The 20,774-nt window shown below is 70.0% G+C and carries 20 protein-coding genes and 1 riboswitch; of the genes, 14 read left to right on the top strand and 6 right to left on the bottom strand.

What is annotated here, in order from left to right:
* Positions 1 to 188: 188 nt before the first annotated feature.
* Positions 189 to 2,303, bottom strand: a complete 2,115-nt coding sequence (locus D0C15_RS13360) for a RecQ family ATP-dependent DNA helicase (RefSeq protein ID WP_116044777.1) — start codon at positions 2,301 to 2,303, stop codon at positions 189 to 191.
* Positions 2,304 to 2,438: 135 nt separating this feature from the next.
* Between D0C15_RS13360 and nadD the strand changes: the two genes are divergently transcribed.
* From nadD to D0C15_RS13325, 7 genes are all read left to right on the top strand, one after another.
* Positions 2,439 to 3,095, top strand: a complete 657-nt coding sequence (gene nadD, locus D0C15_RS13355; protein WP_245975749.1) for a nicotinate-nucleotide adenylyltransferase — start codon at positions 2,439 to 2,441, stop codon at positions 3,093 to 3,095.
* A 9-nt stretch (positions 3,096 to 3,104) separates the two neighbouring features.
* Positions 3,105 to 3,527 (top strand): ribosome silencing factor, encoded by a 423-nt coding sequence (gene rsfS / locus D0C15_RS13350; protein ID WP_116044774.1) that lies wholly within the window; start codon positions 3,105 to 3,107, stop codon positions 3,525 to 3,527.
* Positions 3,524 to 4,135 (top strand): histidine phosphatase family protein, encoded by a 612-nt coding sequence (locus D0C15_RS13345; protein ID WP_116044771.1) that lies wholly within the window; start codon positions 3,524 to 3,526, stop codon positions 4,133 to 4,135. The genes rsfS and D0C15_RS13345 overlap by 4 nt, the downstream gene beginning before the upstream one ends.
* An 11-nt stretch (positions 4,136 to 4,146) precedes the next feature.
* Positions 4,147 to 4,926 (top strand): diglucosylglycerate octanoyltransferase, encoded by a 780-nt coding sequence (octT, locus tag D0C15_RS13340; RefSeq protein ID WP_425455387.1) that lies wholly within the window; start codon positions 4,147 to 4,149, stop codon positions 4,924 to 4,926.
* Between the two features lie 9 nt (positions 4,927 to 4,935).
* A complete protein-coding gene (locus D0C15_RS13335) occupies positions 4,936 to 5,787 on the top strand; it encodes a DegV family protein (RefSeq protein WP_116044768.1) in 852 nt (283 codons plus the stop codon).
* Positions 5,788 to 5,888: 101 nt separating this feature from the next.
* Positions 5,889 to 6,692: a ComEA family DNA-binding protein gene (locus D0C15_RS13330; RefSeq protein WP_245975748.1), complete on the top strand. Its 804-nt coding sequence runs from the start codon at positions 5,889 to 5,891 to the stop codon at positions 6,690 to 6,692.
* Entirely contained in the window at positions 6,689 to 9,100 is a 2,412-nt protein-coding gene (locus D0C15_RS13325; protein ID WP_116044765.1) for a ComEC/Rec2 family competence protein, read from the top strand. Before D0C15_RS13330 ends, D0C15_RS13325 begins: the two co-directional genes overlap by 4 nt.
* Positions 9,101 to 9,118: 18 nt before the next feature.
* Here D0C15_RS13325 and thrC read toward each other — a convergent pair whose 3' ends face one another.
* On the bottom strand, positions 9,119 to 10,387 hold the full coding sequence (thrC, locus tag D0C15_RS13320; protein WP_116044762.1) for a threonine synthase: 1,269 nt from the start codon (positions 10,385 to 10,387) through the stop codon (positions 9,119 to 9,121).
* Positions 10,388 to 10,399: 12 nt separating this feature from the next.
* A riboswitch (SAM riboswitch) is annotated at positions 10,400 to 10,531 on the bottom strand.
* A 174-nt stretch (positions 10,532 to 10,705) separates the two neighbouring features.
* Here thrC and holA point away from each other — a divergent pair.
* A complete protein-coding gene (gene holA, locus D0C15_RS13315; RefSeq protein ID WP_116044759.1) occupies positions 10,706 to 11,686 on the top strand; it encodes a DNA polymerase III subunit delta in 981 nt (326 codons plus the stop codon).
* Between the two features lie 86 nt (positions 11,687 to 11,772).
* Here holA and rpsT read toward each other — a convergent pair whose 3' ends face one another.
* The gene (gene rpsT / locus D0C15_RS13310) at positions 11,773 to 12,033 is read right to left on the bottom strand and encodes a 30S ribosomal protein S20 (RefSeq protein WP_116044757.1); all 261 of its coding nucleotides are present in this window, start codon (positions 12,031 to 12,033) and stop codon (positions 11,773 to 11,775) included.
* A 256-nt stretch (positions 12,034 to 12,289) separates the two neighbouring features.
* On the opposite strand from rpsT, the gene D0C15_RS13305 reads away from it, so the two are divergent.
* Genes D0C15_RS13305 through D0C15_RS13295 form a run of 3 tightly spaced genes read left to right on the top strand, consistent with a single transcriptional unit; the run spans position 12,290 to position 14,618 of the window.
* Complete coding sequence (locus tag D0C15_RS13305; protein ID WP_116044985.1) at positions 12,290 to 13,258, top strand: zinc-binding dehydrogenase; 969 nt, start codon at positions 12,290 to 12,292, stop codon at positions 13,256 to 13,258.
* A gap of 45 nt (positions 13,259 to 13,303) precedes the next feature.
* Complete coding sequence (locus D0C15_RS13300) at positions 13,304 to 14,200, top strand: EamA family transporter (RefSeq protein ID WP_116044754.1); 897 nt, start codon at positions 13,304 to 13,306, stop codon at positions 14,198 to 14,200.
* 43 nt (positions 14,201 to 14,243) lie between these two features.
* Positions 14,244 to 14,618 carry a VOC family protein gene (locus D0C15_RS13295; RefSeq protein WP_116044983.1) on the top strand — a complete coding sequence of 125 codons (375 nt, stop codon included), beginning with the start codon at positions 14,244 to 14,246 and terminating at the stop codon, positions 14,616 to 14,618.
* A gap of 18 nt (positions 14,619 to 14,636) precedes the next feature.
* On the opposite strand, the gene D0C15_RS13290 is transcribed toward D0C15_RS13295, so the two are convergent.
* Positions 14,637 to 15,239: a class I SAM-dependent methyltransferase gene (locus D0C15_RS13290; protein ID WP_116044752.1), complete on the bottom strand. Its 603-nt coding sequence runs from the start codon at positions 15,237 to 15,239 to the stop codon at positions 14,637 to 14,639.
* A 112-nt stretch (positions 15,240 to 15,351) separates the two neighbouring features.
* On the opposite strand from D0C15_RS13290, the gene lepA reads away from it, so the two are divergent.
* On the top strand, positions 15,352 to 17,211 hold the full coding sequence (gene lepA / locus D0C15_RS13285) for a translation elongation factor 4 (RefSeq protein WP_116044750.1): 1,860 nt from the start codon (positions 15,352 to 15,354) through the stop codon (positions 17,209 to 17,211).
* A 74-nt stretch (positions 17,212 to 17,285) separates the two neighbouring features.
* Complete coding sequence (locus tag D0C15_RS13280; protein WP_116044748.1) at positions 17,286 to 18,341, top strand: NAD(P)H-dependent flavin oxidoreductase; 1,056 nt, start codon at positions 17,286 to 17,288, stop codon at positions 18,339 to 18,341.
* Positions 18,342 to 18,359: 18 nt separating this feature from the next.
* Here D0C15_RS13280 and D0C15_RS13275 read toward each other — a convergent pair whose 3' ends face one another.
* Positions 18,360 to 19,415 carry an alpha/beta hydrolase gene (locus D0C15_RS13275; protein WP_116044745.1) on the bottom strand — a complete coding sequence of 352 codons (1,056 nt, stop codon included), beginning with the start codon at positions 19,413 to 19,415 and terminating at the stop codon, positions 18,360 to 18,362.
* Between the two features lie 99 nt (positions 19,416 to 19,514).
* Entirely contained in the window at positions 19,515 to 20,483 is a 969-nt protein-coding gene (locus D0C15_RS13270) for a quinone oxidoreductase family protein (protein WP_116044743.1), read from the bottom strand.
* Between the two features lie 59 nt (positions 20,484 to 20,542).
* On the opposite strand from D0C15_RS13270, the gene D0C15_RS13265 reads away from it, so the two are divergent.
* Complete coding sequence (locus D0C15_RS13265; protein ID WP_116044741.1) at positions 20,543 to 20,770, top strand: hypothetical protein; 228 nt, start codon at positions 20,543 to 20,545, stop codon at positions 20,768 to 20,770.
* Positions 20,771 to 20,774 lie beyond the last annotated feature (4 nt).

The raw sequence follows: 20,774 nt of genomic DNA, 5'->3' as shown, positions 1-20,774 counted from the left end.
GAAGCGCGGTGTCTCTGAGTATAAGTCCGTCCGGCTCGCGGACGTCCCCCATCCATTCGTCCACAGACCGATTATTCGGTGCGTGGGTCGTTCTTGGACAGGGTGAGTTTCTCACCTGTGGATAACTCGGAACCGCTGGTGGCTTGCTTGGTGGTACTTGCAGGCGCTCCAAGCCGGGGACGGTCCGGTCAGGAGGCGCTGGCGAGAGCGAAGGGGAGCACTGTCGGCGCGCCCGCGTTGAGGAGCAGGCGGGCGGCCAGGGTCATGGTCCAGCCCGTGTCGACGACGTCGTCCACGAGCAGGACCGGACCGTCCACATTGGATAGATCGGCGTGGACCGCGTCCGGGATCTCGAGGCGGCGCCACAGATCCGCCAGTCGCTGTGCGCTGTTCGCCCGCCGGGGCGGTGGGCCCGCGGACTCGAGCATGCCGAGGAACCGGAGCTTGCCGACCTGCGCCAGTCGTTGTGTCAGGTCCTGCACCAGCTCGGGCCGAGTGTGCGAGGCGATACCCACCACCGCCACGGGTCGCTCCGCCCAGTCCCAGGCGGCGAGCACCGAGAGGCATGCCTGGAACACCGGGTCCGGAACGGGCCCGTCCGCCGCCCTGATCCCGACGAGGTCTCGTAGTTTGTTGCCCCATCCGACATCGGTCAGCCTGCCGAGCGCACGCCCGGTCGCGGCCTGTTCCCCCTTGGAAATCCGGCCGGAAAGCGGGACATCGAGGGCGGCCATACCAGTCGGCCACTGTTTGCGGGAAGCCAGTTCGACGCCGGGCTGCTGCAGACTCCGCCTTGTCTCTTCGGCCGTTTCCGCCGACACCTCGGTGGACCATGTGTTGCCCGTGCAGTTGTCACAGCGGCCACACGGCGTGGCGTGCGGATCGTCGAGCTGGCGGAGCAGGAACTCCATCCGGCAGCCCTCGGTGGCGATGTAGCCCAGCATCGCGCGCTGTTCCTGGGCGCGCGCCTGTCGTACCCGTTCGTACCGGCGTTCGTCGTACTGCCAATCCTGTCCGGTCGACTCCCAGCCACCCCGCACCCGGCGGACGGCACCGTCGACGTCGAGCACCTTGAGCACCATCTCCAGCCGGGAACGGGACAACTCCACCGTCGGCTCGATCGCTGCCGTCGACAATGGACGGTCCGCCGCCGCCAGTGTGTCCAGCACCTCGGTCACCCGTCGCTCCTCGGGGAAGGCGAGTGAGCCGAAGTAGCGCCAGATCTCCTCGTCCTCCCTGCCCGGCAGCAGAATCACCTCCGCGCGGCGCACACCGCGGCCCGCGCGGCCCACCTGCTGGTAGTAGGCGATGGGTGAGGAAGGTGCTCCCAGATGCACCACGAAGCCGAGGTCGGGCTTGTCGAAGCCCATCCCGAGCGCGGACGTCGCCACCAGCGCCTTGACCCGGTTGGCCAGCAGGTCGTCCTCGGCGGCCTGCCGCTCGGCCGGGTCGGTCTTGCCCGTGTACGCCGCCACGGGATGGCCACGCTCGGTCAGCAGACTGGCCACATCCTGGGCCGCGGCCACGGTGAGCGTATAGATGATGCCGGAGCCGGGAAGGTCGCCGAGGTGGTCGGCGAGCCAGGCCAGCCGCGCCTCCGCGGTCGGCAGCGAGGCGACGGCCAGGTGCAGGCTCTCGCGGTCCAGTGGACCGCGCAGCACCAGTGTGTCGGTGCCGGACGCCGCGGCGCCGATGCCGAGCTGCTCCGCGACGTCGGTCGCCACCCGGTCGTTCGCGGTGGCAGTCGTGGCCAGCACGGGAACGGCGCGAGGCAGGTCGCCGAGCAGTGTCCGCAGCCGGCGGTAGTCCGGCCGGAAGTCGTGGCCCCAGTCGGAGATGCAGTGCGCTTCGTCCACCACCAGCAGGCCGGCGGACGCCGTGAGCTTGGGCAGCACGGTGTCCCGGAAGTCCGGGTTGTTCAGGCGTTCCGGACTGACCAGCAGAACGTCCACCTCACCCGCGGCGATCTGCGCCTGCACCGCGTCCCATTCCTGCGCGTTGGCGGAGTTCATGGTCGCGGCGTGGATACCGGCGCGCGCGGCAGCGGCGATCTGGTTGCGCATGAGCGCGAGCAGGGGCGAGATGATGACCGTCGGCCCGCTGCCCTGTTCGCGCAGGAGTGCCGTGGCCACGAAGTACACAGCGGACTTTCCCCACCCCGTGCGCTGGACGACCAAAGTCCGGCGGTGCTGTGCCACCAGGGCCTCGATCGCCGTCCACTGGTCCTCGCGCAGGGTGGCGTCGGCACCGGCCAGTGCCCGGAGCAGTGTGTCGGCGCGCTCGCGCAGGGAATGGGTGTCCACATGTCCACGTCTACCGCATCGCACCGACAGGACTCACCCCGACCACCCCGGCCGATACCGCGCCGGTCCGTGCGCAGTTCGCTACGCGACCAGGCACGGCCGGTCACGTTCGGTGCTCCGGGCTACCCTCGGATCATGTCGACACGTCGCATCGGGGTGATGGGTGGAACCTTCGACCCCGTGCATCACGGCCACCTCGTCGCGGCCAGCGAGGTCCAGCACCGCTTCTGCCTGGACGAGGTCATCTTCGTGCCAACGGGACAGCCTTGGCAGAAATCCGACCGGGTCGTCACCAAGGCCGAGGACCGCTACCTGATGACGGTCATCGCCACGGCGTCGAACCCGGTGTTCTCGGTGAGCCGCGTGGACATCGACCGGGGCGGGCACACCTATACGGTCGACACGCTGCGGGACCTGAACGCCGAATACCCCGACGACGAGCTGTTCTTCATCACCGGGGCCGACGCACTGGAGCAGATCCTCACCTGGCGCAACGCCGACGAGCTGTTCGACCTCGCGCACTTCATCGGCGTCACCCGGCCGGGCTACCACCTCAACGACCATCACCTGCCCAGCGGCAAAGTCAGCCTGGTCGAGGTCACCGCCATGGCCATCTCCTCGAGCGGCTGCCGCGAACGGGTCCGCGGGGGAGAGCAGGTCTGGTATCTCGTGCCCGACGGCGTGGTCCGCTACATCGCCAAGCGGAACCTGTACCGCCCGGAAGGGGAACAGCCTGGCCGGGGCGGCTCCGGAAGCGGGCGGGTAGGCTGCTCCGGGCACATCAACACCTGAAGGAGCACTGTGGCAGCGACGGCCGAAGCACGAGACCTCGCGACGGCGGCCGCCCACGCGGCGGCGGACAAGAAGGCGAGTGACATCGTCGTTCTCGACGTGTCCGATCAACTGGTCATCACCGATGCGTTCGTGATCGCCTCCGCGCCGAACGAGCGCCAGGTGGGCGCGATCGTGGACAACGTCGAGGAGAAGCTGCGGGTCGCCGGGCACAAGCCGGTCCGCCGCGAGGGCGCCCGTGAGGGACGCTGGGTGCTGCTCGACTACGTCGACGTGGTCGTGCACGTCCAGCATGACGAGGAGCGTTCGTTCTACGGCCTCGAGCGGCTGTGGAAGGACTGCCCCCGAATCGAGATCCCGGACCTGGACCTCGGTCACGGCCGGGACGACGGCGACGGGGAAGCCGCGGGCGAGGGGCACGAGGAGCGGTGACGCTGCGGCGTCTCGTGCTCTGGCGGCACGGCGAGACGGACTACAACGCCGCGGGCCGGATGCAGGGGCACCTGGACTCCGCGCTGACCCAGGTGGGCTGGAACCAGGCCCGTTTCGCGGTTCCCGCACTCGCCAGGTTCCAGCCAGACCTCATCATCGCCTCGGACCTGCGCCGCGCCACCGATACCGCCACCGTCCTCGCCGAGTCGATCGGCGTTCCCCTGCGGATCGACAAGCGTCTGCGCGAGACACACCTCGGTGAGTGGCAGGGTCTGACCGGCGCCGAGGTCGACGAGCGCTCGCCAGGTGAACGCAAACGCTGGCGAATGGACTCCACCTGGGCCCCGCCCGGCGGTGAGTCCCGCGTCGACGTCGCCGACCGTGCGGCCGAGGTCGTCGCGGATCTGCGCCGCGCCGACCAGCCGGGCGAAACCGTTCTGCTGGCTGCCCACGGCGGTCTCATTCTCGCGCTCACCGCGCGGCTGGTGGACCTGCCTGTCACCAGCTGGCCGATTCTCGGCGGAATCGGTAACTGCCACTGGGTCGAGCTGGGACTGCGCGACGGCACCTGGCGGCTGCACGCGTATAACGCGGGCATGACCGGCTAGGCGTGACAGGTGTGAGCGCGAAAGCCGGCGAGGACGAGGCGCCGACCCCGGCAGTGGACCAACGGTCCTCGCCACGCATCCTGGTGTTCGCCGACTCCCTGAGCTTCCACGGGCCCGATGGAGCGCATGCGGCCGACGAGCCGCGTCTCTGGCCCAATATCGCCGCACACGCGCTCGGCGGCGGGGCGGACCTCGTCGGTGGCATCGGCTGGACCGCGCGGGACGCATGGTGGTCCTTGACCGGGGATCCCCGGGTCTGGGCGGATCTGCATCACGCCGACGTCGTCGTACTGGCTGTCGGCAGCATGGACACACTGCCCTCGCCGTTGCCCACCTACCTGCGCACCGGCCTGCGCTACCTGCGTCCCGACGGCCTGCGCAGAACCGTGCGCGGAGCTTATCTGCGCGCCCAGCCGCGCCTTGCCGTCGCATTTCGGGGCCGGCCTGCCGTGCTGCCGACGAAACTGACCGTCCACTATCTGCGGACCGCGGTCGGCGCGCTGCGGGTGTTGCGCCCCGAGCTACCCATCGTGGGCTGGTTGCCATCGGTCCACCGCGCCGCGTCCTACGGTTACGTGCACACCGTTCGCCGCCGCACGGCGGCCGCCATGGCCGAGTGGGGCAGCGCCGCCGGTGTGCCGCTGCTGGACCTGCCCACGGTGGTAGGCCCACACGTGTTGGGCGGACACGGCAACCCCGACGGGATGCACTGGGGCTGGGAGGGACACAGCGCGGTGGGCAACGCCATGGCGGAGCTGATCGTCCCACTGCTGGCGCGGAAGGGCACGTAGGCTGGGGCGGTGCCGGTCGCAGTTGTCACGGACTCCACCGCCCACCTGCCGGAGGGCTTCGCCGAGCGGCACCACATCAGGGTGGTGCCGCTGCACGTCCTGATCGACGGTGTCGCCGCGCTCGACGGAACCGACATCGGACCTGCCGCGCTCGCCGAGGCCCTCGGACAGCGGCGCATCGTCACGACCTCGAGACCAACCCCCGCGGAGTTCGCGGACACCTTCCGGGCCGCGCTCGCGGAGGGCGCCGACACGGTGGTCTCGATTCACCTTTCCCGGGAACTGTCCGGCACCTGGGAAGCCGCCGTGCTCGCCGCGCAGGAGGTCGGGCCGGACATCGTGCGGGTGGTCGACTCGCGCACCACGGCCATGGGCCTCGGGTTCGCGGCACTGCACGCGGCCGTGGCCGCGGCTGCGGGGGCCGACGGCGCCGAGGTCGAGGACGTCGCCGTGCGGACGGCGGCCCGTTCGGAGACGCTGTTCGCGGTGGAGACGCTGGAACATCTGCGCCGCGGCGGGCGGATCGGTCCCGGCGCCGCCCTGCTGGGTACCGCTCTTGCGATGAAACCGGTCCTCCGGATGGACGAAGGGCAGATCCGGCCGTTGGAGAAGGTCCGGACGATGAACCGCGCGGTGGCGAGGATGATCGAGCTGGCCGTCGCGGCGGCGGGGGACGGCAACCCCGAACTGGCGGTGCACCACCTCGCGGCGCCGGAGCGGGCGGTGGAGCTGGCCAACCGGCTGGAGGACCGGCTGCCCGGATCAGGTGGCTGTGTGGTGTCCGAGATAGGCGCGGTGATCGGTGCGCACACCGGGCCGGGCGTGCTGGGGATCGTGGTCCAGCGCACGGCCGGGGACTGACAGTCCCTCGCGATCGGTAGTTGTCCACGGGTACCCAGTTGTCCACAGCCTGACGAATTGAGGCTGTCGATCCGGCACCGCCGCTTCCTAGCGTGGAACCCGTGTCGGACGAATCATCGAGCAACAGCAGGCTTCTGTACCTGAAGAACCAGGCCGAGGCCGTCGAGCACAGTACTGATCCCGATCGGGACGAGCGGGGTGCGCCGGGCGGGCACCGAGAGCGGGACGGGCCCGAGTCCGGCGCTACTGGCGACCTGCTCGGCAGATGGCTGCCCGGCTTCGTTGTCCGTCTCGGCGGTGGCGGGCGCCGCAGAGGGGCCACGGTGGCCGCGCTGCTGGGTGTACTCGGCGCGGTTGTGTTCGCCGTGGTGTTGATCCGTGGCGATCCCGTCACCGAGTCACCCCCGCCACTGCCGCTCGCCGGGGAACGCACGAGTACCCAGCCTGCCGCTGCCCCATCGGCGCGGCAGGGCACGGACGAGCCGGTGGTCGTGAGCGTGGTCGGCAAGGTGCGGGAACCGGGGCTGGTGACCGTACCCGCGGGATCGCGCGTCGCGGTCGCGGTAGAGGCGGCCGGCGGCGCGCAGGACGGCGTGGACCTCGCCTCGGTCAATCTGGCGCGCAAGCTCACCGATGGTGAACAGATCCACGTCGGTTTGCCGGTGCCCGTGGCCGCGGCAGCCGTCGCGGCGGGTCCCGGCGGGGTGCGGGTAAAGGTCGACCTCAATACCGCGACCGCGGAACAACTCGAAGAACTGCCCGGGGTCGGGGAGGTCACCGCCGCGCGCATTCTCGACTGGCGAACGGAGCGCGGAGCGTTCACCTCGGTGGAACAGTTGCGCGAGGTGGAGGGGATCGGGGACACCCGGCTTTCGCGACTGCGTGATCACGTGAGTGTGGGGTGAGCGGCGCCGATCGCCGGGACGACACCGTATCGGCGGGAACCGATCTCCGGCTCGTTCCCGCGGCGAGCACCGTATGGCTCGCGGCACTGCTGGGGCTTCTGTGGGGCTGGTGGGCCGCATTGGTGTTCGGTACGACAGGCGCGTTGGTGGGAGCGGTATGGCTGTACAGGTCGGGTGCGGGGCGGCGCGGAGGCGAGCGGCACCAAGGGCGATCCGAGATGGCGGCTGTCGCGCTCGTGGGCTGTGGCGTTCTCGCCGCGCTGCTCGTGACGGTCCGGGTGGCGCGAGCGGAACAGGACCCCCTGCGCGTCGCGGCGGGGCGGGGAGCGGAGGTGGTTCTGCGGGTGGAGGTGATGGAGCGCCCGCGCCCGGTGCGTTCTGACGGTTACGCGGGGCAGCGGGCCGGCGCGAGATCCGTGCTGATTCCGGTTCGGGTGGAATCGGCCGCTGCCGGGGGCACCCCTGTCCCGAGCCGAGGCAGGGTGCTGTTGATCGCCGATGCCACCGAATGGTCCGGCCTGCTCCCGGGACAGTTGGTGAACGTCCACGGCGGACTGGCGCCGGCCCGTCCTGGTGAGTTGACGGTCGCGGTGTGTTTCGTCCGCGGGCCTCCTGAGTCGATGAGTCCCGCTTCCTGGTGGCAACGCGGCGCCGACGGAATGCGCGGGTCCCTGCGCCGCGCCGCATCGGTGCTGGCCGACGAACCCGCCGGTTTGCTTCCAGGTCTGGTTCTCGGGGACACCAGTGCGCTGTCGGCCAGAGTGGAACGCGAGTTCCTCGACGCGGGGATGTCGCATTTGACAGCGGTCTCCGGGGCCAACATCACGGTGGTGTGCGGCGCCGTGCTGCTGTTGTTCCGCGCGGCACGGGCCGGGCCCCGCCTGTGCGCGACCGCCGCTGGCGTGGCCCTTGCCGGTTTCGTCGTCCTCGTCGGCCCGGAACCCACCGTGCTGCGCGCCGGGGTCATGGGCGCGGTGGGACTGCTCGCGCTGGCGCTCGGTCGCAAGGGTTCCGCCTTGCCCGCGCTGGCCGCGGCGGTGATCTGTCTCGTACTCCACGACCCCGGTATGGCGGTGAGCCTCGGCTTCGCGTTGTCGGTGGTGGCGACCTCGGGACTCGTGCTCGTGGCACCGCGGTGGACCCGGCGAATGCGCGGCAGGGGTGTGCCGGCGGTGGTGGCCGCCGCCCTTGCCGTGCCGCTGGCGGCCTTCCTGGTGACAGTGCCGATCGTGGCCGGTATGGCGGGCAGCTTCAGTTCCGTCGCGGTCGCGGCGAACGTGCTCGCAGCTCCGGTGGTCGCCCCGGTGACAGTGCTCGGGGTCGCGGTGAGCGCACTCGCGGGGCTCTGGCCGTTCGGGGCCGAACTGCTCGTCCGGCTCGCCGGTCCGGGCGTCGAGTGGCTGATCCTGGTGGCCAGGCACGCGGCAGCGGTACCCGGAGCCGTGGTGCCCTGGTTTTCGGGTTGGTGGGGTGGTCTGCTCGCCGCACTGGCGGTTGTGGCGGCGGTGTGTGCGTTGCGGTACCGGCCGGTTCGGGTCGGGCTCGCCGTCGGGCTGGTCGTTCTGCTGCTCGTCGTCTTGCCGGTTCGGGTGGTGTCGCCGCCGTGGCCGCCTTCGGACTGGTCGGTGGTGGCCTGCGATGTCGGGCAGGGGGATGCCATCGTGTTGTCGGCAGGCGAGCGGGGGCGGGCGGTCGTCGTGGACACCGGGCCAAGGCCCGGTCCGGTGGACCGATGTCTCGATCGGCTGGACGTGGACCGGGTGCCACTGATCGTGCTGAGCCACCTGCACGCCGACCACATCGGCGGACTCGAGTCGGTGTTCGAGGGCCGGACGGTGGGCGGGATCGCGGTGGGGCCCGGCCGGACTCCGGCCTGGGCCTGGCGAGAGGTGACGGAACTGGCTTCGCGGCACCGCGTTGCGCTGCTCGAACTCACCACGGGAGACCGGTTCGGCTGGCCGGGTCTGGACATCGAGGTGCTCGGTCCCCGCTATGTGCCCGCCGCGCCCGCCGGCGACGACGCCGAGCAGGACGGGACGAGTATCAACAACTCGTCAACGGTGGCGGTCGCCAGGACCGCGGCGGGCCGGGTCCTGCTCACCGGTGACATCGAGTTGACCGCGCAGGCCGACCTGCTGGCCGCGCGGACGGACCTGAGCGCGGAGATACTGAAGATTCCGCACCACGGCAGCAGGTTCACTCTGCCGGAGTTCCTCGGCGCGGTACGGCCGAGGATCGCACTGGTGAGTGTGGGGGAGGACAACACCTATGGCCATCCCAGCGAGCGCACACTGCGGGTGCTCACCGGAGACGGGGCACTGATCGCCAGGACCGACCGGAGTGGGGACACGGCGGTGGTACCCGGCGACACCGGTCCCGCAGTGGTGCGCAGGGGGCCGGGCCGGTGATCCGGCCCGGCCTGCGTCCTACTCGCCGAGTGCCGCCTTCACCGCGTCCGCGTTCGGTGGCACGGTCGCCTTCGGGCCGACGTGGTTCTCGATCGCATCCAGGGTCTTCAGGCCGTCGCCGGTGATGAGCAGCACCGTCTCCTCGTCCGGGTCGATCTTGCCCGCCTCGATCAGCTTCTTCGCGGTCGCGACGGTGACGCCGCCAGCTGTCTCGGTGAAGATGCCTTCGGTACGGGCGAGCAACCGGATGCCCTCGACGACCTCCTCGTCGGTCACGTCCTCGATCGCTCCGCCCGTGCGGTTGACGACGTCAAGGACGTAGGGTCCGTCGGCCGGGTTACCGATCGCGAGTGAGCGGGCGATGGTGTCCGGCCGGACCGGCTGCACCACGTCGTGACCGTTGCGGAACGCCGACGACACCGGCGAGCAACCGGTGGCCTGCGCACCGAAAACCTTGTACGGGCTGGGATCGACGAGCCCCAACTCACCGAGCTCGCGGAAGCCCTTGTCCACTTTGGTCAGCTGCGAGCCGGAGGCGATCGGGACCACGATCTGCTCTGGCAGGCGCCAGCCGAGCTGCTCGGCCACCTCGTACGCCAGGGTCTTCGACCCCTCGGAGTAGTAGGGCCGCACGTTGACGTTGACGAACGCCCAGGACTCCCGGTCCGCGGCCAGCTGGGTCGCGAGCCGGTTCACGTCGTCGTAGTTGCCGTCCACGGCGATCAGCGAGCCGTCGTAAACCGCTGTGGTGAGGATCTTCGCCCGCTCGAGCGAGGACGGGATCAGCACGACCGAGTCCCAGCCTGCGCGGGCCGCGGCGGCCGCGACGGCGTTGGCCAGGTTGCCGGTGGAGGGGCAGGCGAGGGTGTCGAAACCGAACTCCCGTGCGGCGGCCAGCGCCACGGCCACGACCCGGTCCTTGAACGAGTGCGTGGGGTTGCCGGTGTCGTCCTTGACCCAGAGCTTGCGGACACCGAGGGCTTTCGCGAGGCGGTCCGCGCGGACCAGGCGGGTACAGCCCGGCTCGGTGTTCGGGATCTCCTCAACGTTGGACGGAACCGGCAGCAGCTTCTTGTAGCGCCAGATGTTGCGCGGTCCGGACTCGATGTCCTCACGGCGGACCCGGCCGAAGTCGTAGGCGACCTCAAGCGGGGAGAAGTCTTCCGCGGAAACGAACTCGGGGGCCAGCGGCTGGCGGTGTCCTTCTTCCTTGGACACCAGCTCCACGGCAGGGCCGAGGTCGAAAGCGCGGCCGGAGGTGGTCTTCGATCCCAGGGCTGCAGTCATCGCGAGGTCCTTTCCTCATCTGTCCCACGATGTGGGCCGGAATTGGCACCGTGATCGTCAGCTACCTCGCGGAATCGAGATGACAGGCTGACGCCGGTTGCCGGGGCTTCAACGGGCCGTTCCCTCTGCCCCTCTGGATGAGCGGTATTCAGTTGTCGGCGAGCTGTCGCCCTGCCTCGGTTACACCGTACGACATCGCCCCGTGCTCCTGCCACGGGATGGGGAGCCGCGTCACCATCGCGCGCTTCGCGGAGCCGCCCGGCGGGAGTGCCGGGCCGTTCCCGATCCCTGTCAGTGGGACGTGGGAGGATCGGCCGCGTGACCGTCCCAGCCACCACCCCCGCACCGCTGCACCTCGTGCTCGGCGAGGAGGAGCTGCTCATCGAGCGGGCGGTGCGCGCGGCCCTCGACTCCGCCCGCCTCGCCGATTCGACCGCTGATCTGACCAGGTTGCGCGTGTCCGAACTCACACCTCCGGCGCTGGCCGAACTGGTCAGCCCATCGCTGTTCAGTGAGGGCAGGGTGGTCGCACTGGAGGCGGCACAGGAGGCCTCGCAGGAGATCGCGGACGCGATTCTGTCCTACGCCTCGCAGCCCGCCGACGGCATTGTGCTCGTCGTGCTGCATTCCGGCGGCGGGCGCAGCAAAGCGGCGAAGGCGCTGCCCGCGGCGCTGCGCAAGTCGGGGGCCGAGGTCACCGAATGCGCGAAGCTCACTCGTCCGGCGGACCGGGAAGCGTTCGTGCGCCACGAGGTCCGGACCGCGGGCGGACGTATCGACGCGGCCGGGGTGCTCGCATTGATCGACGCGGTGGGCTCCGATCTCCGGGAGCTGGCGTCCGCGGCCGCGCAGCTGGTCGCCGACTCGGGCGGCAGTGTGGACGAGGAAGCCGTACGGCGGTACCACCGCGGCAGGGCGGACGTGACGGGCTTCGTCGTCGCGGAGAAGGCGGTGGCCGGTGACCGGGCGGCGGCGCTGGAGTCGATGCGGTGGGCGATGCAGATCGGCGTGCCCCACGTACTGGTCGCGGACGCCCTCGCCGACGCCGTCCGCACGATCGCGAGGGTCGCTGGTGCCGGGCGGGGCAATCCCAACCAGATGGCCGGTGAGCTGGGCATGCCGCCATGGAAGATCAGGAAGGCGCAGGGGCAGGCGCGCGGCTGGGGACCGGACGGGCTCGCGGACGCGATGCGCGTGGTCGCCCGGCTCAACGCGGAGGTCAAGGGCGCCGCCGCCAGCCCCGACTACGCCCTCGAACGGGCGGTGCTGGACGTGCTCGCCGCGCGCGAACGGCGCTGAGGACAGCAGAAGGCCCCGGTGAGCGGGTCACCGGGGCCTCAGCGTGGAACGACTTGTGATCGAAATGCGGCCGGAGCCGCGCGCACTCAGAGCTGGTTGACGCGCTTGGCCATCGACGACTTCTTGTTGGCGGCCTGGTTCGGGTGCAGAACACCCTTCGTGGCGGCCTTGTCCAGCTTCTTCGACGCCTCGCGCTGCAGCTCGATGGCCTTGTCCCGGTCCCCGGCGTTCGCAGCCTCGCGGAACTTGCGGACCGCGGTCTTCACCGAAGAGCGCACCGACTGGTTGCGCTGCCGCGCCTTCTCGTTGGTCTTGATCCGCTTGACCTGCGACTTGATGTTGGCCATGCCGGCACTCCTGTTCGACGGTGGTGAGTCGCTGCCGCGTTCTCGTGGCCCCGGCCACCGGAATCGGCGGCTGCGGGTCTTCCTCCATGGCGGAACGCCACACGGCAACGACCGGTCAGCCTACACAACGGCGTTCCGCGTACCGGCACCCACCTGGTCGAATGCGGCAGGTGTGACCCCGCACTCCCTGGTTGACCTCAAGTTAAGTCGAGGTTCGAGAGTGGGTGTCACACAGGATTTCGAGGAGGCGGGATACATGCGGGTGGTTCAAGTGACGAAGTTCGGCGGGCCCGAGGTGCTGGTACCGGCACAGTTGCCGGAGCCGGTTGCGGGCGAGGGCGAACTCGTGATCGCGACGGTGGCCGCCGATGTGCTCTTTCTCGACACCATGGTCCGCGGTGGTGGCGGTGGCGAGTACTTCCCGGTGCGGCCGCCGTACGTCCCCGGTGGTGGGGTGGCGGGCAAGGTGGTGTCGGTGGGCGACGGCGGGGACCCTGGCCTGCTCAATACGACGGTGATCGCACGATTGCCCGGCGGCGGATACGCGGAGCGGGTCGTCGCGCCTGCCGGCCAGGTGCACGAGGTGCCGGACGGGGTCGACCCGGTGGTGGCGGTGGCCCTGCTGCACGACGGCGTCACCGCACTCGGGCTGGCCGAGCGCAGCCGGATCCGGCCTGGCGAGCGCGTGCTGATCACCGCGGCTGGAGGCGGACTGGGACTCCTGCTGGTCCAGCTCGCCAAGGCCGCGGGCGCGCGAGTCGTCGCCGCGGCACGGGGGCAGCGGAAGCTGGCGCTGATCCGGGAGCAGGGTGCGGACGCGGTGGTCGACTACTCCGAGGCGGACTGGGCCGAGCGGGTAATGGGGGCCACCGATGGTGCCGGCCTGGACCTGGTGCTCGACGGTGCGGGCGGGCAGGTGGGAGCTACCGCGTTCTCGCTGATCGCGCCCGGTGGCAGGTTCTCCGCACACGGCACTCCGAGCGGGCGGTTCGCGGCCGTTGATCCTGGCGAGGCGGCTCGCCGAGGGGTCGGTTTCTGGGGGATCGAGGCCGTGCAGTTCGACTCGGACGAGCACGCGCGACTCACCGGCCAGGTCCTCGCCGAGGCCGCCGCTGGACGGCTGCGGCCGGTCATCGGCCAGACATTCCCGCTGGCGTCGGCCGCCGACGCGCACGCCGCCATCGAGGCCCGCGCCGCGCTCGGTAAGACCCTGCTACTGATCTGAGCGCGGCGACTGCTGGGATAGGGACGTGGACGCGCGAGGTGCTCGGTGACGGGCGTCGCTCTCGCCCTCGTCCTCAGCGCCGCCGTGGTGCACGCCGGGTGGAATCTGGCGGCCAAGCGGGTACCGGGCGGCGGCGCCGTCTTCGTCTGTCTCTACTACACGGTTTCGGCGGTGGTGTGCCTGCCACTGGCGATCATCGTTCTGCTGCGGACCCCGGGACCTCCGCAGTGGACCTGGCTGTTCGCCTCCGCGGTCACCGCGGTGCTGCACGTCGTGTACGGAGTGTTGCTGCAACGGGGTTACGCCGTCGGCGACCTTTCCGTCGTCTACCCCCTCGCGCGGGGGACGGGGCCGCTGCTCGCCGTACTCGCCGCCGTGACCCTGCTCGGTGAACGTCCCGGTTGGATCGGCCTGCTCGGCGCGCTGCTGGTGGTCGTTGGCGTGCTGGTCATCGGTGGGGTGGGCAGACCGGACAAGCGCAAAGACCCGGGTGTGCCCGGTGCCACTGAGGGGCGCAGACGTTGTGCCGGCATCGGTTACGGGGTGCTGACCGGGGCGGTTATCGCGGCGTACACCCTGTGGGACGCGCATGCGGTGACCACGCTGGCCGCGCCACCCGTGGTCTATTTCGGTGTCGCCGCTCTGCTGCAGAGCGCCTTGCTGGCTCCGATCGCCATCAGGGATGTGAGCGGGACCGCGACACTGTGGCGCGCCCACCGCAAGGAGGTCCTGCTGGTGGGCGTGCTCTCGCCCGTGGCCTACCTGCTGGTGCTCTTCGCGCTGCGCATCGCGCCGGTGAGCCTTGTGGCCCCGGCGAGAGAACTGAGCATCGTGCTCGGCGGTCTGGCAGCCTGGCGGGTGCTGGGTGAGGCAGACCCGCTGCGCCGGATCGCCGGTTCGGGCATCGTCCTCGCCGGGATCACGGCGATCGCGCTCGCCTGAACCGACGGTCCCTGTAGGAGTCGACGTGAACACGGAGGGTGCCATGGAGGTCCTGAGCAGCCGAATCTTGCTCAAGCCGCGGAACCGGCGGATCACCACGGAGTTCTACCGGGACGTGCTCGGCCTCGCCGTCTACCGGGAGTTCCCGGTCGGCACGGTCTTCTTCCTCGGTCAGGGCTTCCTGGAGATCGTCGGGGAGGGCGAGCAGGGGGCAGGCCCGGACGTCGCGCTGTGGCTGCAGGTCCGCGACCTCGCGGACACCCTCGCCGAGCTCACGGTGCGTGGGGTCCCGATCGTGCGCGAGGCCCGGCGGGAGCCGTGGGGTCTTGACGAGGCCTGGATCGCCGATCCGGATGGCACCCGGATCGTGCTGGTGCAGATTCCCGAGGACCATCCGCTGCGGGCCGACACGCGGTAGACGTGGGGTGCCGCCACGTCAGGAGCGGGGACGCACCGCCCGCAGCTGAACCGCTCGGCTGGCCGTCCGGCCGGGCGGATCCCAGGTCCAGCTCTGCACGTCGGTGAATTCCGCGGCCTCCAGTTCGCCCACCAGTTCGTGCCGGGACACCGGCAGCCACTTTTCGTGGGCGGACAGGACCAGTCGTCCGCCTGGCCGCAGCACCCGCGACAACTCGGCCAGTACCGCCGTGCGGTCGGACCAGAGCGCGAGGTTGTTCACGCTGAGCACCACGTCGACGGAGTCCGGCTCCTGGCCGGTCGACTCCGCTGTGCCTGCCCGAAGCTCCACGATCCCCGCCTCGATCGCGGCGGCGCACCGGCGCCTGCAGCGCCGCAGCATCTCCTCCGACGGGTCGACGCCGATGGTGCGGCGCGCTCGCGCGGCGGCGAGGCCGAGCCCGACTCCCGGCCCGGGACCGACGACCAGCACCGTCTCGTCCTCGCCCGGTTTGGCGACCTCGACCACCTTGCTCTCGGTGGGGCCGTTGCCCCGTTCCATCACCGCCGCGCCGATCCGGCCGAGCAGACCGCGTGGATGGCCGAACGCCCTGTCCAGTACTTCTTCCAGTGGGATAGCCATACTTCGAGGACAGCACGGCCACGTCGGCACTCGCATCGGGGATGACCCCGAGAGTGCCCCGTACCCGCCATGGGACGATGAAGGCTGCCAACCCCGACGCGAGGACCAGCGAGTGACAGTGACGCGCACGTTTGCCGACTCCACCTTCACCCCGCCGGAGCTGATCCGGAACTTCTGCATCATCGCGCACATCGACCACGGCAAGTCCACGCTGGCCGACCGGATGCTGCAGATCACCGGGGTCGTGGAGGGGCGCGCCATGCGCGCGCAGTACCTGGACCGGATGGACATCGAGCGCGAGCGCGGTATCACGATCAAGGCGCAGAACGTCCGGCTCCCGTGGGAGGTCAACGGCAACGAACACGTTCTGCACCTGATCGACACCCCCGGCCACGTCGACTTCACCTATGAGGTCTCGCGGGCGCTCGAGGCGTGTGAGGGGGCGATCCTGCTGGTCGACGCCGCGCAGGGGATCGAGGCGCAGACGCTGGCGAACCTCTATCTCGCGCTCGAGAAGGACCTGCACATCATCCCGGTGCTGAACAAGATCGACCTGCCCGCCGCCGAGCCGGACAAGTACGCCGCCGAACTCGCGCACATCATCGGATGCGAACCCTCCGACGTGCTCCGGGTGTCGGCCAAGACCGGGGAGGGGGTCCGGGAGCTGCTCGACGAGGCGGTCCGACAGGTGCCGCCGCCGGTCGGAGACGCCGATGCTCCCGCACGGGCGATGATCTTCGACTCGGTGTACGACACGTACCGGGGTGTCATCACCTACATCAGGGTGGTGGACGGGCGGATCACCCCGCGCGAGCGCATCAGGATGATGTCGACCAACGCGACCCACGAGCTGCTCGAGGTCGGAATCGTGTCGCCGGAACCGAAGCCCAGCAAGGGCCTCGGAGTGGGCGAGGTGGGCTATCTGATCACCGGCGTGAAGGACGTTCGGCAGTCGCGTGTCGGTGACACCGTCACCTCCGAGCGCAAGGGCGCCGAAGAGCCGCTGACCGGATACCGCGAACCCAAGCCGATGGTCTACTCCGGCCTGTACCCGGTGGATGGCTCCGACTATCCGGTGCTCCGCGAGGCCCTGGAGAAACTGCAGCTCAACGATGCCGCGCTGACGTTCGAGCCGGAGACGTCGGTGGCGCTCGGGTTCGGTTTCCGCTGCGGGTTCCTCGGCCTGCTGCACCTGGAGATCACCAGGGAGCGGCTGGAGCGGGAGTTCAACCTCGACCTCATCTCCACCGCGCCCAACGTGGTCTACGACGTGTACATGGAGGACGGCAGCGAGCACGTCGTCACCAACCCGTCCGACTGGCCGACGGCGGGCAAGATCTCCGAGGTGCACGAGCCGCTGAGCAAGGTGACCGTCATCGTGCCCTCGGAGTTCATCGGCTCGGTGATGGAGCTCTGCCAGGGCAAGCGGGGTCAGTTGCTGGGGATGGACTACCTGTCCGAGGAGCGGGTCGAACTGCGCTACCACCTGCCGCTCGGCGAGATCATCTTCGACTTCTTCGACTCGCTGAAGTCCCGTACCCGCGGCTACGCCTCACTGGACTACGAGGAGGCTGGCGAGCAGGTCGCCGACCTGGTGAAGGTCGACATCCTGCTGCAGGGCGAGGGGGTGGACGCGTTCTCGGCAATCGTGCACAAGGACTACGCCTACGCCTACGGCAACAAGATGGCGACCCGCCTGCGCGAGCTGATCCCGCGCCAGCACTTCGAGGTGCCGATCCAGGCGGCCATCGGCGGCCGGATCATCGCGCGCGAGACGATTCGCGCGATCCGCAAGGACGTGCTGGCCAAGTGCTACGGCGGCGACATCTCGCGTAAGCGCAAGCTGCTGGAGAAGCAGAAGGAAGGCAAGAAGCGGATGAAGACCGTGGGGCGCGTCGAGGTGCCGCAGGAGGCATTCGTGGCGGCGCTGTCCACCGAGACTCCTTCGGACAAGGGCAAGGGCAAAAAGTAGCAACGCATACCCCGCGCTCGAGGTGAGCAGGGCGGGGTCGTCGATGCCCGCCCGGCAGTTCGTACGCTGTGCACATGTTCGAGAGTCTGCGTTTTCCCGTGCTCGTCGCACCCATGGCCGGTGGTCCCTCCACACCCGAGCTGGTCGCCGCAGCGGGCCGGGCGGGGGCGTTCGGCTTCCTGGCCGCCGGATACCTGGGCGTTGAGGCACTCGCCGAGCGGATCGAGCGGACCAGGGCCCTCACCGATGCCGAGTTCGGGGTCAATCTGTTCGTACCCGGAGTCCGTTCCGGTGCGGACCTCGGCAGCTACGCCGAACGGCTGGGTCCGGAGGCGCGGCGGCTGGGCGTCGAGGCGGGAACCCCGCGCTGGGACGACGACGTCTATCCGGCCAAGCTCGACCTGGTGGTCGCCAGTGGCGTCCCGGTGGTGTCGTTCACCTTCGGCGCGCCCCTCGCCGAGGATGTCGCCCGGCTGCACGAGGCCGGTAGCAAGGTGCTGGTGACGGTCACCAGTCCCGCCGAAGCTCGGCAGGCCGCCGCATTGGGAGTGGACGGGTTGTGCGTGCAGGGTTTCGAGGCGGGTGCACATCGTGGGGTGTTCACCGACGACCCGGCCGATCCAGCGGGAGGCGAGCTCTACGGGCTGCTCGCGGCACTGCGGCTGATCTCGGCCGAGACCGATCTGCCGCTGGTCGCCACCGGTGGCCTCGTGCATGGTGCGGACATCGCCGCGGTGCTGGTGGCGGGGGCCGCCGCCGCCCAGCTGGGGACGGCGTTCCTGCGCGCGGACGAGGCTGGTACCGCCCAGGCGTATCGGGACGCACTCGGCGAGGCCGGTAGGCCGACAGCCATCACGAGGGCGTTCAGCGGCCGCCCCGCTCGCGGGCTGGCCAACCGGTTCCTGCGTGAGCACTCCGCGCACGCCCCCGCCGCGTATCCGCAGGTGCATCACCTCAGTAAGCCGATCAGGGCCGCGGCCGCCGCCGCGGGAGACTCCGAGTCGATGTCACTGTGGGCAGGGCAGACCTACCCACTGGCCGGTACGGGGCCGACAGCCGAGATCATCGACCGGTTGCGCGGGCAGGCGCGGGAGGCCATCGACAGCGGCGGACGCAGGCTGCCCGGCTGAGCCGAGCTCCGTACGGGACTACCCGGCCGCGCCGCGCTCCTCGTCGATATCGAGCTGCCGCGGTGCGTGCAGCGCACTCCCGTGCTGTGCACCGGCCGCGAAGTAGCCGAGCAGTTCGGCGATCGCGGCCGGGTCGTCGAGCTGGGGACAGTGACCCCAGTCCTCTCGCACGAGCAACCTGCTGTGTGGCACCAGCGAGTGCAGGCGCCGCCCCGCGGCCGCGCTCACCAAGCGGTCCTTGCCACAGGCGACCACGAGCAACGGCGCCTGGATCTGGTCGAGCTGGTATGCGTCGGCCAGTTCGCCGACCAACTGCCTGGCCTGCTCCAAGCGGGCGGTGGTCGCCCGGTAGTCGGGGAAGAGTTCGACGAAGCGCCGGACCTGTTCCCGTTCGGCGGCCGAACTGTCGGCGTAGAGCAGTCGCGGGATGACCTGTTCGGCGACCGTGCGTACGAGGAAGCTGGGGACCGGCAGGGGCAGGGCGTTGTACAGCCGCAGCGGGAACGGGTAGCGGCCGACGGTCCGCACGAGCCAGGAGTCGACGAGCCCGGGGGCCGCGATCGAGGCGACTCCGGCGATCTGCAGCCGCTGGTTCTGTGCCGCCCGAAGGCTCGTGGTGCCGCCGAGCGAGTTGCCCGCGAGTACGACGTTGCCCAGCACGGACTGCTCACGGACGATCGCGGCGGCGAACGCGTCCAACTGGGGCAGCATCGGGCCTGGGCGCAACGGTTCCGCCTCGCCGAATCCGGGAAGGTCCACCGCGATGGCGCTGTGGCCCGCGGCACCCAGTTCGGCCAGCACCGACATCCAGGTGTCGGCGTTGTCGCAGTAGCCGTGCAGCAGGACCAGCCTCGGAGCGGTCGGCCTGGTCCCCGCCCGTTTACCCGTCAGCCGGCCTGTCCTGAGCCGAGAGGTGCGGCCGTGGTGCCGGTGCGTCTCAGCGCCGCGGGGGCCGACCTCCAGCACCCTCGTGCGGACGCCGGCATAGCGGCGGTGGCCGACCCGTACCTCGGCCGGGTCGGCCACCTCGTGGCTCGCCGTGTCAGGCGATGCCTCCCGCCGCGTTGCGGTCATCTCTACAGGTTAGCCAACAACTTGCGGTTCAACCCGCTAACCAGTGGATCACAAACCAGTATCGGCGCGGTGTCAACAAGGCGTCTGTGCTGGTCAGAGCTAATTTTTGGTGAACACGATTTTTCCGGCCGTAGCGCCCTGCTGCATGTCCGCGAACCCTTGCGCGGCATCGGAGAAGGGCAGTTCGGCCCCGATCTGCGGGCGAATCCCGGACAGCTCGACGTAGGACAGCAGATCCGCGAGCTCGTCCCTGGTGCCCATCGTGGAGCCGGTTACCCTCAGTTGCAGGAAGAAGACTCGCTGCAACTCGGCATTGGCGTCCGGTCCGCTTGTCGATCCGGAGACGACAATGATGCCGCCGGGCTTGAGCGAGCGCACCGAGTGGCCCCACGTCGCCTTGCCGACGGTCTCGAACACGGCGTCGACCCGCTCGGGCAGGCGGGCTCCGGACTCGAAGCTCTGGTGCGCACCCAGCCCTTCGGCGAGCGCGCGCTTCTCCGCACTCCTGCCGGTCACCCAGACGCGCATTCCGGCGGCCCTGCCGAGCTGGACCAGCGCGGTGGAGACACCGCCGGACGCTCCTTGGACGAGCATGGTCTGGCCTGGCCGCAGCCCGGACTTGACGAACAGCATCCGATAGGCGGTCAACCACGCGGTCCCCATCGTCGCGGCTTCCTGGAAGGAGAGGCCGGCCGGCTTGGGCAGGACGTTGCGGGCAGGCACGACGACCCGATCGGCAAAAGTGCCCTGGTGCTTCTCGGTGAGCAGCGTGCGTTTGGGGTCGAGTGTGTCGTCGCCCTGCCAGCCCGCCGCATTGATCACCGAGTGCAGCACGACCTCGGTGCCGTCCTCGAGCACCCCTGCGCCGTCACAACCGAGGATCATCGGGAACTGCTCGGGTTTGATCCCGACACCTCGCAGCGTCCAGAGATCGTGCATGTTCAGGCTGGCGGCCTTCACGGAGACGGTGACCCAGCCATCGGGCACCTCCGGTTCGGGTCGTTCGCCGACGACGAGCGAGGCCAGCGGGTCGTCCTGGTTGGGTTCCTTCGCGTACACGGCAAACATGCGGCCAACCTACCGGCCCGTCACCTGTTTGGCAGCAGCCCCGGCGTAGGCTCACACTCGTGCTCGATGGACTGGCCGAGTGGTGGGACGCGCTGGAGCTGTGGCTCGTGCAGCGCTGGTTCCCCGTGCAGTTCGTGTTGGTCATGGCGGTGCTGATCCCGTTGTGCCTGGCGTTGGCGTGGCTGCTGGGCCGGATCGTCGACCGGGTCGCCACCTGGTTCGGCACCGACCGGTGGGATGAGAACACTGCTCCGCGTGTGGACACGCGGGCGGACAGGGCGGAGTGACGCG

The sequence above is a fragment of the Amycolatopsis palatopharyngis genome, from assembly GCF_003385185.1.
Classification (GTDB): Bacteria; Actinomycetota; Actinomycetes; order Mycobacteriales; family Pseudonocardiaceae; genus Amycolatopsis; species Amycolatopsis palatopharyngis.
The sequence above is the reverse complement of the archived record's forward strand: the minus strand, read 5'-3'. Positions and strand labels throughout refer to the sequence as shown.